The following is a 14811-nucleotide window of genomic DNA, read 5'->3' as shown; positions in this document are numbered from 1 at the left end:
ATGGCGGGTTCGTTTTTTTAGGTGGAAATCCAGAACATTTCGAAGGAATTAATGGAAGGGCCGATTCTTCATGTTCATTCTGCTTATCATTAGGCGGATAATACAGGGAAAAGTTTGGAAAGATAGGAAGAGAAAAACAAGGTTTCTAACTTAAAGATACAAGGTGAACACATGGTAACTTTATGCTATTTTTTCACATTTGTTTTATTAATAATGTTAACCGCATTTTTCGATATGCGGCTGTTTGAATATTCCATTTGGGAAGCACTTAAAAATTTGCTTTATACAGAAATTGCAGTAGGACGTTTGATTGTCCTTATCGGGGCAGTGATTGGGCTCTCTTTCAGCATGGTTGCTGATATTCGATTGTATTTGAAAAAGAAAAAAAGCAGGCAGGAAAAGGGGAATCAAGCTTAATGCTAAAGGAAAATTTATCATTGACTCAGCTTTTGGCATTGCTTGTCAACTTCCTGCTGGGAAGTGCCATTGTAATTGGGGTTGGCACTGAAGCAAAAAATGATGCATGGATTGCAATTTCGGCTGGTTCTGTTTGCGGAGTGGGTATCCTGTTTTTTTACTTGTTTTTCATGTCCAGGCTTCCAGGTAAAAATTTATTTGAAATCATGGAATTTTGTATTGGAAGAAAGCTTTCTATTTTACTTTCGTTTATATACATAACCTATTTTTTATACACATCCAGCAGAATTATCAGGGATTTTGGAGAACTTATGGCTTCAGCAATCATGCCAAATACACCAATCGAGCTGATATCGTTATCAATCACTATGGTAATCGGCTATATATTGTATCTTGGTATAGAAGTGCTGGCCGCACTTCCGAGATATTTACACCCTATCTTTTTGGCTTTTTATTTTTATTAACCATCTTTTTAATTGCAAGCGGAAATATTGACCTCTACCAAATCAAGCCTGTTTTAGCAGAAGGAATCAAACCTGTGATTAAAACGGTTTTTCCAGGATTAATCGTATTTCCGTTTGGTGAATTGATTGTGTTCACTGTCATTCTATGTAACGTGACAAATTCTGAGAAAGTTCCTTTTGTATCGTTGTTAGGAGTAGGGATTGCTTCCTTTCTTCTAATATTTTCATCCTTTCTTATGATTGCAACGCTTGGAGTGGATGGTTTGCAGAGAGCCAATTTCCCGCTTTTAAGTGTTGCGCGGGAGGTTTCGATAGGGAATTTTATTGAACGTATTGACGCCATCGTTGTTTTCATCATGATGCTGGGTATTTTGGTTAAGGGATCAGTCTTTTTATTCGGTTCTTTAAAAGGGATGGAATATGTTTTTCGGCTTCCTTTTCGCTATTTTGCGATGCCTTCTGCAATGCTTGTTTCTTTTTTTTCCATCGTAATATCTGTGAACTTTGCAGACCATTTGCAGGAGGGTCTTAAATTGGTTCCTTATTATTTGCATCTTCCGCTTCAATTTGCGGTTCCATTTATCCTGCTCATTATTTTGATTTGGAAACAGAGGAAAAACAAGAATAAACAAACGGGGTGGAAGCATGGCTCCAATCAACAGAATGAGAAAAAGCAGGGTTCTTAAAAAGCTAGGGAGTAATAATTATGGAATTGAAGAAAAGGAGAAAGAAAAAAGGCTTGATTTAAAAGATCTGAGGCAATCAATGATTCAGTCGTTTGGTAATTCTTCGGACTTCAAGGTTGTGGAAGGAAAAGTGAGAAACAGAGAGGGAATCATTTTTTATCTGGAAAGCATGATCGATTCAAAAACGATGATTGTAACTACATCCCAGTTCTTTTCTAGAGCAGGAGAAGAAAAAATATGGATGGATTCTATCGAAGATTTAGACCATTTTTGCAAGGAAGCATTCGGAGGATCCGGCTGCCAGATCCACTCCTCGCTGGATGAAATGATTTTGGCAATGATTGATGGAGCTGTTGTTGTTGCGATAAGCGGCTTTGATCATTCCATCTCCGTCAATATGGGGAATAATGAAAAGCGGTCGATAACGGAACCAAGCACGCAAACTGTTATCAGAGGTCCAAAAGATGGCTTTATCGAGTCAGTATTAACCAATATAAGTTTAATAAGGAGAAGAATCAAAAATCCAAAACTTCGGTTTGAACGGTTTATTATTGGAACGGATACGCGAACCTCTGTTTATATGGGGTATGTGCACGGCATTGCCAATGAGGCAATCATTCAGGAGGTAAGAAACAGGCTGGAGAAAATAAATGTGAGTGCCGTTTTCGAGTCGGGTAATATTGAGGAGCTTATTTCAGATAAAACGTTTACCCTATTTCCTTTAGCTTTGAATACGGAGCGGCCTGACACTGTTGCAAGCAATTTAATGGATGGGAAGATTGTAATTATGGTGGACGGAAGCCCTTTCTCATTGCTTGTGCCAGCAGTCTTTGTTAATTTCTTTGAAATCTCGGAGGACTATTATCAGCCGTTCTTTTTGGGGACATTCCTTAGGTTCATCCGCTATCTATCGTTTATGATTGCACTCATCACACCTTCAGTCTACGTAGGCATATTAACCTTCCACCATGAATTGCTTCCGACTACCTTACTATTGAGCATCATTGCTCAACGGGAGGGTGTTCCATTCCCCGCAGTAGTAGAAGTTCTGCTGATGGAGATTACGTTTGAAATTTTGCGTGAAGCGGGTGTAAGGATGCCGAAAGCAGTAGGGCAAATGGTTTCTATCGTTGGAGCACTCGTAATCGGACAGGCCGCTGCAGAGGCAGGAATTATCTCTAATATTATGATTATTATTGTTGCGATCACGGCCATTGCCAACTTTGTTTCTCCTACCTATAGTTTTGCAGCTGCTTCAAGACTCCTGCGCTTTTTACTGATTCTCGCAGCCTCTGTTTTAGGATTATATGGGGTACTGATTGTGCTTATTTTTATGGTTGCCCATTTATGTTCCCTTCGTTCGTTTGGTGTGCCTTACCTGTCCCCTGTTGCTCCATTTATTTTAGGAGATCAAAAGGACGTATTTGTGCGCTTTCCATTCTGGGCAATGAAAAATCGCCCTAAATATTTAAGGGCGGAATCCGAAATAAAGCTTCGCCGGACAGTGAGCCTTCTCCTCCGCCGATGAAAGGAGAATAGGGTGATGAAGAAATTTATCTTTTATTTGTTGCTATTTGCTCCATCTATACTTGCTGGATGCTGGGATCAACGAGAATTATCCCAAATAACTGTTGTTACCGGAATGGCCATAGATAAAGGTGAAAACGGAAAATATTTACTTAATGTTGAAGGAATAAATGCCCAGGAACTGAATAACCGGACGGCCAGTGGATTTGCTCCTTCTATTGTGTATGGTTTAGAAGGAAATTCGGTAGAGGAACTTTCACAAAAAATGAACGTAGCAATGTCAAGGGACTTAATTTATTCTCATATGAAAACGCTCATCATTGGAGAAAAAGTGGCCGAAGACGGAATGCTGGAATTTATTGACTACCTTGAAAGGGACAGAGAGATACGGGATGATTTTAATATCCTTGTGGCAAGAGGGGTTAAGGCTTCAGATATCCTTAAGGTTACCTATCAATTTCAGAAGTCGTCTCCCCTAAAATTGCATACTCAGATTCAATCCATGGTAAAAATGTGGGGAGGAGATCCCAACGTACGGCTAAATGATTTGATTGAGGCTTTAACTTCTACTGGCAGGCAGCCGGTTATTGCAGCAGTATCCATTGATGGAGATCCTGAAAAGGGGCAAAGTGCTGAAAACATGAAGAAGGTAACACCTGATGCCATCGTGACACTTGACTCACTTGCTATTTTTGATGCCCTAAAGCTTAAAGGGTACATAAGTTTAAATGACACAAGGAATTATTTATGGATAGAGGATAAATTAAAGAGGACTTCTCTCACGGTGCCATGCAAAAAAGGTCTCTATTTTGATGCGAAAATTTATAATACAAAAACAAGAGTAGATGGGAAAATCAATAATGGCAGTGCGAAAATTTCCTTAAATGTTATGGCAGAAGCCTTTCTGGATGGTACCCAGTGTCCTGCAGACTTTAGTAAAATAAAGGTTTATAAAGAATATGAACATAGAGTCGCAAGACAAATTGAAAAAAATTTAAGCTATACGATAAAAAAAGTTCAGCGTGATTATAAATTGGATATTTTTGGGTTCGGAGAATTCGTTCGCAGACAAGATTACAAAAATTATAAAGCAATTGAAAATCATTGGGATGAATATTTTTCAAATTCTCAGGTAGATGTGAAAGTGGTGGTAAGGCTGAGAAGGACGGGAATCCGGACAAAAAGCTTTCTTACAGATTTAAAAAAATGACCATGTTAAAAAGGAGAAAAGCCTTTACTAAAGGCATTTCTCCTTTTTAATTACATTGCTTAATCATGATTAACATTATCTCCAAATCCAGTTTTATATTTTTTTTCACTTGAGGAGGTGTCTTTCGTATGATGGTTTGCTTTTTCTTCTTGCTTTTCCTCTTTTAAATCCTCTAGTGGAATCGGATCAACATTTCTTTCACTTTCAAATTTGTCAAACAAACTTTCCTTTTCGGTCGGATATTGTTCAGGATTGTCCATATTGCTTTGCGGATTTTCCAAATTGTGTTTCTTTTTATCATTTTCCATTTCTTCATCACCTCACATGACACATACCCTTTTTGATGTACTAAAAACCAGGAGAAGATGATAGGTCCTTATGACTATTTTTAGTTTTTGAAATAATTTTACTAAAAATGGGTTTTACGCAAAGGCATCGGGGGTAAAAGAAATCTGTTATATAAATAACAGAAAATTTACAAAAAAGGTGACATGGCGATGAAAAATGGGAAATTGCTCATAATTGGCGGTGCTGAAGAAAAGTACCAAGGAGTAACAATACTAAGAAAATTTGTTGAGCTTGCTCAGCAAAACAACGGCAAGATAGGTATTTTAACAACTGCAACCCAATTACCCGAGGAAGTGGGCAATGAATATAAAGAAGTATTTGCTAACTTAGGGGCAGCGGATTCCATTACGATAGATGTTGATTCTAGAGAAAAAGCGGAGGATGAAAACATCCTAGAAGATGTTCAAAGCCTGTCAGCTCTTTTTATAACAGGCGGTGACCAAAGCCGTCTAACAAAAATGATAACAGGTACAAAACTTCACAGATTATTTTTTCAAAAATGGCACGAAGGCATGGTGCTTAGCGGGACAAGCGCAGGTGCTTCAATTATGGGCAAGCATATGATCGTTTCAGCGATGACAAAAGATGAAGATGAAATCCTTCAGGTAGAAATGGACCAGGGCTTTGGCTTTATGCATACTCTCCTAATTGACCAGCATTTCTCCCAACGTGCCCGCTTTGATCGATTGCTCGGTGCCATTGCAGGAAATCCGGATTTAATGGGTATCGGCATTGATGAAAATACAGCTATTCTGGTAGATGGTGACCGATTTGAGGTTCTTGGCGAGCATCAGGTATTAATCCTTGATGGCAAAGACAGCAGTTATGTGGAGGTTACGACTACCGAAGAGGGAAGCGAAGAATTAACAGTATCAAATTTTAAACTTCATACACTAACCAGCGGCTGCCATTTTGATTTAAAGAGCAGAAAACTAATCAGAAAAGAGGATTGAACATGAAAATCAAACGGGTTAGATATTTGAAAGGGCCAAACTACTTCAGCTATAAGCCAACCATGTGGATTGAACTGGATCTTGAAGAATTGGAATTCCAGCCCTCTAACTTGATTCCCTATTTTACCGACAGACTTTTAAAAGCGATTCCAAGCCTTCATTCACACACCTGTTCACTAGGTTATGAGGGTGGCTTTGTTGAGAGATTAAATGAAGGAACGTGGATGGGCCATATTTTAGAACACATGGCACTTGAACTTCAATACCTTGCCGGAATCCCAGTCAGACGCGGAAAAACGCTTACAAGCGATAAAAAGGGTATTTACTTTGTTACATATGACTATAAAGAGCCGAAATCTGGCTTCTATTCCTTTGAAGCTGCAATGGAAATTGTAAACAGGATTCTCAATGGCGAAGAAGAAATTGATGCAAAGCCTTATATAGATAAAATCGAATCGCTTTATTATGAAAACAAACTTGGTCCTAGTACAGAGGCTATTTTTAAAGCAGCCTTTGATAAAGAAATCCCTGTTGAAAGAGTGGGCGAACAAAGTATGCTCCGACTTGGGACTGGCTCAAAGCAAAAATTCGTCCAGGCGACCATTACGAGTCAGACATCTTATCTTGCAGTAGAAAACTCCTGTGATAAGCAGGCAACCAAAAATCTGCTGTCTGCTGCAGGAGTACCAGTGCCAAAAGGAGAAGTGGCTGCTTCCACCGAAGAGATATTTCAGGCAGCTGAGCGCTTAGGTTATCCGCTTGTTATTAAACCTTTAAATGGACGCCAGGGGCAAGGTGTTATTACAAATATCAAGTCAAGGGAAGAACTCTTCAACGTGATTCATTGCCTGGACAAGCAATATAGTGATTTTATTATTGAAAGATATTATGAAGGAAATGATTTCCGTCTCGTCGTAGTAAATGAGGCTTTAGTGGCAGCCAGCCTGCGCATGCCTCCATTTGTAATCGGCAATGGCAAGGATTCGATCAAAAGGTTGATTGAGGAAGAAAATAAAAATCCATTGCGCGGTGACGGCCATGAAAAACCAATGACAAAAATACCATTAAACAATATTGTTTCCTGCTATCTGGAAAAAATGAACTTAAATTTAGACGCTATTCTTGAACAAGGCCAGGTGGTTCAGGTTGTCGGCAACGCTAATCTGTCTACAGGAGGACAGGCAATTGATGTCACTGATGAAGTTCATCCTAGTATTAAAGAGATGGCAATTACAGCAGCTAAGGCAATTGGCCTTGATGTTGCCGGTGTCGATTTGCTTTGTGAAGATATTTCTAAGCCCCTCGACCGTCACAGGGTTGCGGTTGTAGAGGTTAATGCTGCACCAGGCATCCGTATGCACCATCACCCTAGCAAGGGAAACCCCAGAGATGTAGGAAAGGCTATAGTTGATTATCTTTTCGAAGATAGAAAAGAAGCTGCAATCCCAATTGTCTCCATAACAGGGACAAATGGCAAAACAACCACTACACGGATGGTCAAACATTTCCTTGAAAAAGAAGGCGTTACAGTCGGGATGACAAATTCAGATGGGGTTTACGTTGGGGGCCAGGTCATTGATGAAGGCGATTGCAGTGGTCCAATCAGTGCAAGAAAAATCCTTAGCAACCCACAGGTTGATGTTGCAGTTTTAGAAACGGCAAGAGGCGGCATCCTTCGTGAAGGGCTTGCATTTAGACATTGTGATGTAGGCATTGTAACCAATGTGACGGAAGACCATATGGGACTGGATGGCATTGAAACATTCGACCAGCTGGTTAAATTAAAAAGGCTTATCCCGGAAGTGGTTATAGAAGGAGGAACCTGCATCCTGAACGCAGATGATCAGGAAGTGGTCAAAATGGCTGAACATACAAGAGGGAAAATCATTTTCACCTCCTTATTTGAGACAAACAGCCACTTAATTACAGCCGCTGAAAAAGGACAAACAGTCTGGTATTTAGCAAGTGATGGATGGATTAAATGTGTGGAGACAGGCGAGGAAAAGAACTTCCTGCCAGCTAAAGATATTCCAATTACAATAAATGGCTATGCAAGGCATAATATTTCCAATCTTCTTCAGGCTCTTGCTGCAGCATATTCACAAGGTGTTAGTATCGAGGAATTAAAAGAAAAAGCAGTTACATTCCAGCCTACTCCGGACCAGTCCAAAGGCCGATTTAACCGGATGAAGATACAAGGAAGGGAAATCATTGTAGACTATGCCCATAATATAGCCGGTTTAAATGCGTTTTTTGATACTGTTGGGCATATTAATGCAAATAGAAAGATGACCGTTATTTCATGTCCGGGAGACCGGCAGGATCATGAAATCAGGGAGATGGCGAAAATTGCGCTTCGAAACTCTGATTCCATTATGATTCGTGAAGATAAGGATCTAAAGGCCGTGCCCCTTATGAAACCGCCAATATGATGTATGGTGCAGCGATTAAGGAATTGAGCGGTACAAGTAAGGAAATATATATGGTAATGGATGAATTGGATGCCTACCTGGAAACATGGAATCTTTCAAAGGAAGGCGATTTATTAATCTTCTTTTATGAAAAATTCCCGATAGTTAATGAGTTTCTCAATTTGGTAAACTCGCCAAATCACAGGGAAAGAAAAAAAATTATTTAAAGTAAAAAGAGGGGATGCCGGAAGGGGAAGTTGACAATCTTTTGTCAGCTGCCCCTAGAGCATTCTTTTTTATTTATTTCACAGCAAATCCGGATAGTCGGCGACGATTCCAGCAGGTTGAAGCTCTTTCATCCTGGTAGCATCCCTACGGTTTCTGATCGTCCATATAATTGCTTTTAACCCATGCTGGCTGATTCTATTTAGGACCCGTTTATTGGCAATGGTGATTTTTGGATTTATGAAGGAGGCATATTCGGCTATTTTTCTCAATTCCATATTTGAAAGGCCTGGACCATTGTATTTAACAAGAATCCCAACAGGAACCGAGGGGAGGATGGAATGAAATCGTTTCATTGATTTCCGGTCAAAGGACTGGACAATTATATTTTCATTGCCTTTTGATATATTTCGTTTAATCAATTCCTCAGCTGTCTTCTCTTCAATAGAAGGATAAAGCAGAGGTTTTTTTAATTCAATCAAAAGTCCCACCCTGCCAACAAATCTATCCAAAACTTCCCCAAGTTCCGGTATTTGTTCATCTTTAAATTCTTCACGGAACCAGCTGCCTGCATCAAGCTTTTTTAATTCATCCATCGTGAAATCGGAGACCCTTCCTTTTCCGTTTGTTGTTCGGTTGACCGTCGTATCATGGATGACCGCCAATCTTCCGTCTTTTGTCAATTGAACGTCGAGTTCAATATAATCGGCGCCCATTTCAAAAGCGCGTTCAAAGGAAACAAATGTATTTTCAGGGCAGTAGCCCGCAGCTCCCCGATGACCAATTTTCCAAATAGGCTGATTTGTGGTTTTAATTGGTTTCTTTTTAAAAAAAATAGCCCTTAAAAAGGAAGTAATAATAAGTATGATTTTAGAGACAGTTCGCATATCCATTACCTCCCCTTTTAACAAACAATAACATCCCAAAATCCGGAGTCTTTTTTATTCTTAGGCGTTTTCACTATTTTATGTAGGCATCTATCGCACATTTTACCCCTGCTGAATAGGATATATAGAATTTAAATAAGGAGGTAATGAAAATGTCTGGTGGTGCATGCGGCTACGGCGGCGGATTTGCCCTTCTGGTAGTACTGTTTATTCTTTTAATTATTATTGGTGCTTCTTGGGGCTACGGGTTCTATTAAAAAAATAAGGAGGTAATTAATTATGCCATTCGGATATGGTGGGTATGGTTATGGCGGCTGCTGCGGGTATGGTTACGGAGGTTATGGTCACGGCGGGTTTGCATTGATCGTCGTACTATTCATTCTTTTAATCATTGTTGGTGCAGCTTGCTTTAGATTCTAATAAAATAAAATGCTTTAAAAGACAGGGAATCTTATTCCCTGTTTTTATTTTCGTCTAGGCAATTATAAAATTAAATGATGTGAAAAACTTCTACAAGTTGTATTAATCTAGCTCCAGCACCCAGCCAGTTTTCACCTTTGAATAACTCCCTTGAATATCTTGCCCCAAGCATGACCTTTAGGTAATGTTTGGGGCAGCTCGGGGTCATAAGCCAAATCACTTCAGAAATCAGGACAAGGAAAGCTTCGGCAGAATCTGCATCGCACGAAGGAAAAGCGATAGATTTTCCGAGGATGACTGCGTGATTCGTATTAAGGTAGCCGGGGCTAACCAGGGCGCTTACGCCTTTTGTTCTGTTTAAATAAATTTTACCTTATTTTTATAAAAAGGGCATTATGACGAAACCAATTTAAAAAGTTTGTCATATAAGCTGTTTAAATGTCAAAACATTGGGTACTAAAAGAGAGTTATAGTTTTTTACATACATACCAATCAGGAGGCTATCATGAAAAAGGGATTTTTATTATTTATTTCATTGTTTCTTCTACTAGGAATGCTTGCCGGTTGTTCATCTAAGGAAGACAAGGCGGCCGCAAAAACTGAGAATGGCAAAGTAGTGGTTAATTTCTGGTCCTTTTGGGGTTCGGAAACACGCACCTATTATTGAAAAGATTGTTAAGGATTTTAACAATTCACAGGATAAAATTGTTGTAAAACATACCTTTCTCCCCTGGGGTGACATTTGGACAAAGAATTTAGCATCTGTGGCAGCGGGAAATCCAGCGGATGTCATTATTAATGATATTAATACTGTTTCACAACGGGCAAAAAATAATCAGGCAGAAGATTTAAGCAAATATGTTGATAAGTCTTTTGAAAATCAATTTTATTCTCAGCTTTGGGATACCGTTCTTTACAAAGGAAAGCCTTATGCTGTTCCTTTCAACACCGATACAAGATTACTTTTTTACAATAAGGCAGCATTTAAAGAGGTTGGGTTAGATCCAAATAAGCCTCCTCAAACCTGGCAGGAGCTAGAAGAATACGCAAAGAAACTGGATAAGAAAAATGGAGACCGTTATGAAAGAATTGGTTTTTACCCATTATGGGGAAGTGTAGGAGCCAATTCTTGGATGGAAAGTGCGGATGGTGGAAGAGGTTATATTGATGATAATGGAAAGCTCGCTATTAACACGCCGCAAAAAGCGAAAGCTCTCGAATGGCTGTTGGGCTGGAAAAAGAGACTAGGAGAAAAAAATGTTCAGACGTTTCAGGCTGACTTCGGCAGCCAGCAGGCAAATCCATTTATTGCAGGCAAGGTCGCGATGTGGATGGATGTAGGTACATTCTATACACAAATCCGTGATTACGGAAAAAATATGGAGTTTGGTGCTGTTCCGATTCCTGCTTATAAAGAAGGCAGCAAGCATTGGAGCGACGGCGGCGGCTTCGTTGCGGAGGTTCCAAAAGGGTCAAAGCATCCTAAAGAAGCTATGGCGTTCATTAAATATCTGACAGGTGAAAAAGCACAAAAGTATTGGGCATTGAAAAATTATGACAATGTCGCAAACAAGAAGGGTGCAGAAGCTGCGGCTAAAGAACTGACTGGACAAGCACAGGAGGTTTACAAAATGACGGTTGATAATTTAAAAGTAACAAATATGTATCCAACACCTGTCGAGTATCCTGATTACCAAAACCAAATTAATCCTTATATTGATAATGTCATGCTGGGAAAAATTTCACCTAAAAAGGCTCTGAAACAAGCTGAAACCGACGTAGAAAAAATGAAAAAATAGTTTTTGAAGAGAGAAGGGCTGCCTTCTCTCTTTGCTTGATTTAAAAATTACTTTGCCGGGAAAGGAGAAAAGGGGATATGAAATCTTCAACATCAACAAATGTATTAGAAGATAAGTTTATTGAAAGTACTGGCGCTGAAACTATGAAAGTCCGGAAAAAGATCTCCAGGCAAACTAGAGAAAACATTTGGGGATATTTATTTATTAGCCCATGGATAATTGGCTTTCTTGGACTTACACTAGGACCGCTTCTTTTTTCTCTCGCTGCCAGTTTCACGGACTATAATATTACTTCTACTATGAATTTTATTGGCTTCGATAATTTTACCCGCATGTTTAAGATTGACAAATTGTTTTGGACCTCTTTATGGAATACCTTGTATTATGTAATATTTTCAGTTCCGCTTACAACAGCTGGTGCAGTGTTGCTTGCCGTGCTTTTAAACCAAAAGGTATTTGGGATGAAGCTGTTTAGAACAATTTATTATTTACCTGCAATTTTATCGGGTGTGGCGGTATATTTTCTTTGGATGCAAATGCTTAGCCCATCGACCGGCTTGGTAAATACCTTTCTGGGCTGGTTTGGTATTGAGGGACCTGCCTGGCTTTTTGATCCACAGTGGACGAAACCTGCGCTTTTGCTTATGAAAATGTGGAGTGTCGGAGGAGGCATGCTTTTATACCTGGCAAGCCTGCAGGGGGTTTCTCCTCAGATGTATGAGGCGGCAGAAATGGAAGGGGCAACTGCTTTCCAAAAATTTTTCCATATTACCCTGCCAATGATTTCTCCCGTCATATTTTTCGATGTTGTAACAAGTACGATTGGCTCCTTCCAGATCTTTCAGGAGGCCTACGTTATGACAGAAAACGGAAGCGGAGGTCCGTCAAATTCGCTACTTTTTTATAATCTTCATATGTGGAATAATGCGTTTAAATTGTTTGATATGGGGTATGCCTCAGCAATGGCCTGGCTTTTATTTATTGTTGTCATGGTATTGACAGTCCTCAATATGAAGGTTGGAAAGCGCTGGGTTCACTATGAGGGAGGAGACAATAAATGACCCAATATGTTTCACCTAAATTTTATGAAAACAGAAAATTAAAAGGGAGAGCAAAGAGCCTGTTCATAACATTTCTATTGCTCGCTGGAAGCTGTATTATTCTTTCTCCCTTATGGTGGATGATTTCGACGTCATTAAAGTCACCAGAGGAAATCGCACAGTTTCCACCGTCCTTTTTCCCGAAACATTTCCATTTTTCTAACTACATGGAGGCCTGGAAAACTGCTCCTTTTACCCGTTGGGCATTGAATACTTTATTTATTGCAGCCTGCGGGACAATCGGCAGTGTTTTTGTTAATTCCATTGTAGCCTATGCTTTTGCAAAAATAAGATTTAAGGGCAGAAACGCACTATTCACCATTGTTTTATCGACCATGTTGATTCCGGGGTTCGTTACGATGGTCCCTCAATATATATTGTTTTCAAAACTCGGCTGGGTAAACACTTATCTTCCGTTGGTTGTCCCTGCATTTTTCGGCAGCGCATTTTTTATCTTTTTACTTAGACAGTTCATGATGACAATACCCAATGAATTAATGGAAGCCGCTGTATTGGACGGGGCGAATCATTTACAAATTTGGTGGCACATCATGGTCCCATTGACGAAACCTGCCTTGATTACAGTCGCTATTTTTTCATTTAATGGAGCATGGAATGACTTGCTTGGACCTTTGCTCTATATAAATGATGAAAAGCTTTATACACTACAAATTGGATTGCAGACATTTAAAGGAACTGTACAGACTCAATGGCATTATTTAATGGCTATGTCTGTAATGGTATTGTTGCCAATTGTATTGATTTTCTTCTTCTTCCAGCGATACTTTATCGAAGGATCAAATATCTCTTCTGGTACAAAAGGCTGAACCATTTTTAGCGGAACTTGCATTATAGTCCGGGCAAAACGGGCTTTTATAAATGCGCTTTTTAAGGAAGGGGCTATTAATTGGTTTAGTTTTCCTCTATTTCCTTGGTAAGTTTTTGAGTGTGGAGTCTTTGTGGAATCCATGTTAGGGTAATAGAGGCGATACAAATTCATTAATATTCCGATTGAAATAATATGGAATTAGATGCACATTGAAAATTTCGAAAGCTGAGCAAGGCGCTTAAGCTTTCCGGATAAGGGAGGAAGACGAATGAAAAGAATAGCCTTTTTTCTTGTGGCTGCAGCTTTTTTATTCCAGCTTGCCGTACCTGGTCAGGAAGCCCGCAAACATGCCCAGACACTTGAATCAACTAAAATTCATGTAGTTAAAGAAGGCGAAACGGTTGATCGTTTAGCCGTAAAATATGGTGTTCCGCAAAAGGACTTAAAGCAATTAAATGACGATGGTGATGAGAAAATAAACACGGGCGATAAAATCATCATTCCTGATGCTGACGTTCCAAAGGATAAACCGCAAACGGCCAGTAAGAAAGCTAAACCACAAAAGACCAGTCAGAAGGATATATTACAAATCACGCCGAAGGAAAAAGAACTTTTAGCAAGGCTCGTTCATGCCGAGGCAAAAGGTGAGCCTTATGAAGGAAAAGTTGCCGTCGCGGCAGTTGTATTAAATCGGGTTGAAAGTGATAAATTCCCTGATACGGTTGAACAGGTTATCTACCAGAAAAATCAATTCGAACCGGTAGAAAATGGCATGATTAATAAGCCGGCAGGCGAGGAAGCAAAAAAAGCGGTAGATGAGGCAATAGCAAAGGATGGCAAGGTGACTAAAGCTCTGTTCTTTTTTAACCCTCATAAAATCAAACACAGCTGGCTGTATTCTAGGCCGGAAATAAAGGACATCGGTAACCACCGCTTTACACTATAAAAAAAGCCCTCTTGAATATTTAGTCAAGGGGGTTTTTTGCATGGATAACACTTGACTCTCTCCATTCTTTGAATTTATCGAGGTCACCTGAAATTTTCTTAAGTGTAAAACCAATCACAGCTGCATCATCAAAAAATCCAAGACCGGCTAGGAAATCGGGAACGAAGTCAATTGGCGATACGAAATAAACAACTGCCCCAATGACCGTTAATATCGTACTTGTTGAAACACTGCGGTAATCGCCTTTTGCCCACGCCGTAATTAGCTGAATCAGGAGCTGAAGCTTGTCCCAAGCATCACCCAATGCTCCTTTTTTATTGTTTGCTTTTGCAAGTGCTTTTTTTAATAATCCCTCCGTTTTTTTAGGATTATCCATATATTCTTTTGCTTTTAATTCATATTTTTGCTGTTCTTTTTCCAACGTGGATTTTTTGAATCCAATCATTTCATCACTCCTCCTTTTTTAAATACTTTTAAATACTTTATTTCTCAGTGTCCCGGTAAAAAAGCTTATTTAAATAACATTCCACTATTTTTTCTATTTAAACTTTTATGCCTTGAATTCCTCTCTTTTGATTAAGAAACCTTC

17 protein-coding genes and 1 pseudogene are annotated in these 14811 nt (G+C 39.4%); 15 read left to right on the top strand and 3 right to left on the bottom strand.

Going from position 1 to position 14811, the window contains the following annotated elements; genetic code table 11:
• The first annotated feature begins 171 nt into the window (after window positions 1-171).
• The 5 genes from RCG23_RS05665 to RCG23_RS05645 are packed head-to-tail and all read left to right on the top strand — an operon-like array spanning window position 172 to window position 4304.
• Complete coding sequence (locus RCG23_RS05665; RefSeq protein ID WP_308178931.1) at window positions 172-417, top strand: hypothetical protein; 246 nt, start codon at window positions 172-174, stop codon at window positions 415-417.
• Window positions 417-881, top strand: coding sequence for a GerAB/ArcD/ProY family transporter (locus RCG23_RS05660; RefSeq protein ID WP_308178930.1), 465 nt, complete (start codon window positions 417-419; stop codon window positions 879-881). Before RCG23_RS05665 ends, RCG23_RS05660 begins: the two co-directional genes overlap by 1 nt.
• A complete protein-coding gene (locus tag RCG23_RS05655) occupies window positions 770-1567 on the top strand; it encodes a GerAB/ArcD/ProY family transporter (protein ID WP_308179974.1) in 798 nt (265 codons plus the stop codon). Before RCG23_RS05660 ends, RCG23_RS05655 begins: the two co-directional genes overlap by 112 nt.
• Window positions 1527-3095, top strand: a complete 1569-nt coding sequence (locus tag RCG23_RS05650) for a spore germination protein (RefSeq protein ID WP_308178929.1) — start codon at window positions 1527-1529, stop codon at window positions 3093-3095. Before RCG23_RS05655 ends, RCG23_RS05650 begins: the two co-directional genes overlap by 41 nt.
• Window positions 3096-3110: 15 nt before the next feature.
• A complete protein-coding gene (locus tag RCG23_RS05645) occupies window positions 3111-4304 on the top strand; it encodes a Ger(x)C family spore germination protein (protein ID WP_308178928.1) in 1194 nt (397 codons plus the stop codon).
• 59 nt (window positions 4305-4363) lie between these two features.
• Here RCG23_RS05645 and RCG23_RS05640 read toward each other — a convergent pair whose 3' ends face one another.
• Window positions 4364-4612 carry a hypothetical protein gene (locus RCG23_RS05640; protein WP_308178927.1) on the bottom strand — a complete coding sequence of 83 codons (249 nt, stop codon included), beginning with the start codon at window positions 4610-4612 and terminating at the stop codon, window positions 4364-4366.
• Between the two features lie 189 nt (window positions 4613-4801).
• Here RCG23_RS05640 and RCG23_RS05635 point away from each other — a divergent pair, with 189 nt between their 5' ends.
• Genes RCG23_RS05635 through RCG23_RS05625 form a run of 3 tightly spaced genes read left to right on the top strand, consistent with a single transcriptional unit; the run spans window position 4802 to window position 8243 of the window.
• Window positions 4802-5605, top strand: coding sequence for a cyanophycinase (locus RCG23_RS05635; protein ID WP_308178926.1), 804 nt, complete (start codon window positions 4802-4804; stop codon window positions 5603-5605).
• 2 nt (window positions 5606-5607) lie between these two features.
• Complete coding sequence (cphA, locus tag RCG23_RS05630; protein WP_308178925.1) at window positions 5608-8037, top strand: cyanophycin synthetase; 2430 nt, start codon at window positions 5608-5610, stop codon at window positions 8035-8037.
• Window positions 8034-8243 (top strand): hypothetical protein, encoded by a 210-nt coding sequence (locus RCG23_RS05625; RefSeq protein WP_308178924.1) that lies wholly within the window; start codon window positions 8034-8036, stop codon window positions 8241-8243. The genes cphA and RCG23_RS05625 overlap by 4 nt, the downstream gene beginning before the upstream one ends.
• 78 nt (window positions 8244-8321) lie before the next feature.
• Here the strand turns inward: RCG23_RS05625 and RCG23_RS05620 are convergent, their stop codons facing one another.
• Complete coding sequence (locus RCG23_RS05620; RefSeq protein WP_308178923.1) at window positions 8322-9128, bottom strand: glycerophosphodiester phosphodiesterase; 807 nt, start codon at window positions 9126-9128, stop codon at window positions 8322-8324.
• Between the two features lie 152 nt (window positions 9129-9280).
• On the opposite strand from RCG23_RS05620, the gene RCG23_RS05615 reads away from it, so the two are divergent.
• The 7 genes and pseudogenes from RCG23_RS05615 to RCG23_RS05585 all read left to right on the top strand — a co-directional run bounded on the left by RCG23_RS05615 (window position 9281) and on the right by RCG23_RS05585 (window position 14222).
• Window positions 9281-9385 carry a YjcZ family sporulation protein gene (locus tag RCG23_RS05615; protein WP_308178922.1) on the top strand — a complete coding sequence of 35 codons (105 nt, stop codon included), beginning with the start codon at window positions 9281-9283 and terminating at the stop codon, window positions 9383-9385.
• A 76-nt stretch (window positions 9386-9461) separates the two neighbouring features.
• A pseudogene (locus RCG23_RS05610) lies at window positions 9462-9548 on the top strand (YjcZ family sporulation protein); the annotation flags it as partial.
• 505 nt (window positions 9549-10053) lie between these two features.
• Window positions 10054-10215, top strand: coding sequence for a hypothetical protein (locus RCG23_RS05605; RefSeq protein WP_308178921.1), 162 nt, complete (start codon window positions 10054-10056; stop codon window positions 10213-10215).
• Window positions 10172-11347, top strand: coding sequence for an ABC transporter substrate-binding protein (locus RCG23_RS05600; protein ID WP_308179973.1), 1176 nt, complete (start codon window positions 10172-10174; stop codon window positions 11345-11347). Before RCG23_RS05605 ends, RCG23_RS05600 begins: the two co-directional genes overlap by 44 nt.
• A gap of 77 nt (window positions 11348-11424) precedes the next feature.
• A complete protein-coding gene (locus tag RCG23_RS05595; protein WP_308178920.1) occupies window positions 11425-12408 on the top strand; it encodes a carbohydrate ABC transporter permease in 984 nt (327 codons plus the stop codon).
• The gene (locus RCG23_RS05590) at window positions 12405-13274 is read left to right on the top strand and encodes a carbohydrate ABC transporter permease (protein WP_308178919.1); all 870 of its coding nucleotides are present in this window, start codon (window positions 12405-12407) and stop codon (window positions 13272-13274) included. The genes RCG23_RS05595 and RCG23_RS05590 overlap by 4 nt, the downstream gene beginning before the upstream one ends.
• 270 nt (window positions 13275-13544) lie before the next feature.
• Window positions 13545-14222 carry a cell wall hydrolase gene (locus RCG23_RS05585; RefSeq protein ID WP_308178918.1) on the top strand — a complete coding sequence of 226 codons (678 nt, stop codon included), beginning with the start codon at window positions 13545-13547 and terminating at the stop codon, window positions 14220-14222.
• Between the two features lie 19 nt (window positions 14223-14241).
• Here the strand turns inward: RCG23_RS05585 and RCG23_RS05580 are convergent, their stop codons facing one another.
• Window positions 14242-14667, bottom strand: coding sequence for a YkvA family protein (locus RCG23_RS05580; protein WP_308178917.1), 426 nt, complete (start codon window positions 14665-14667; stop codon window positions 14242-14244).
• Window positions 14668-14811: the final 144 nt, after the last annotated feature.

The organism is Neobacillus sp. PS3-34 (genome assembly GCF_030915465.1).
GTDB lineage: Bacteria > Bacillota > Bacilli > Bacillales > Cytobacillaceae > Neobacillus_A.
Note: the sequence above shows the minus strand (reverse complement) of the source record. Positions and strands in the feature narration are given on the sequence as shown.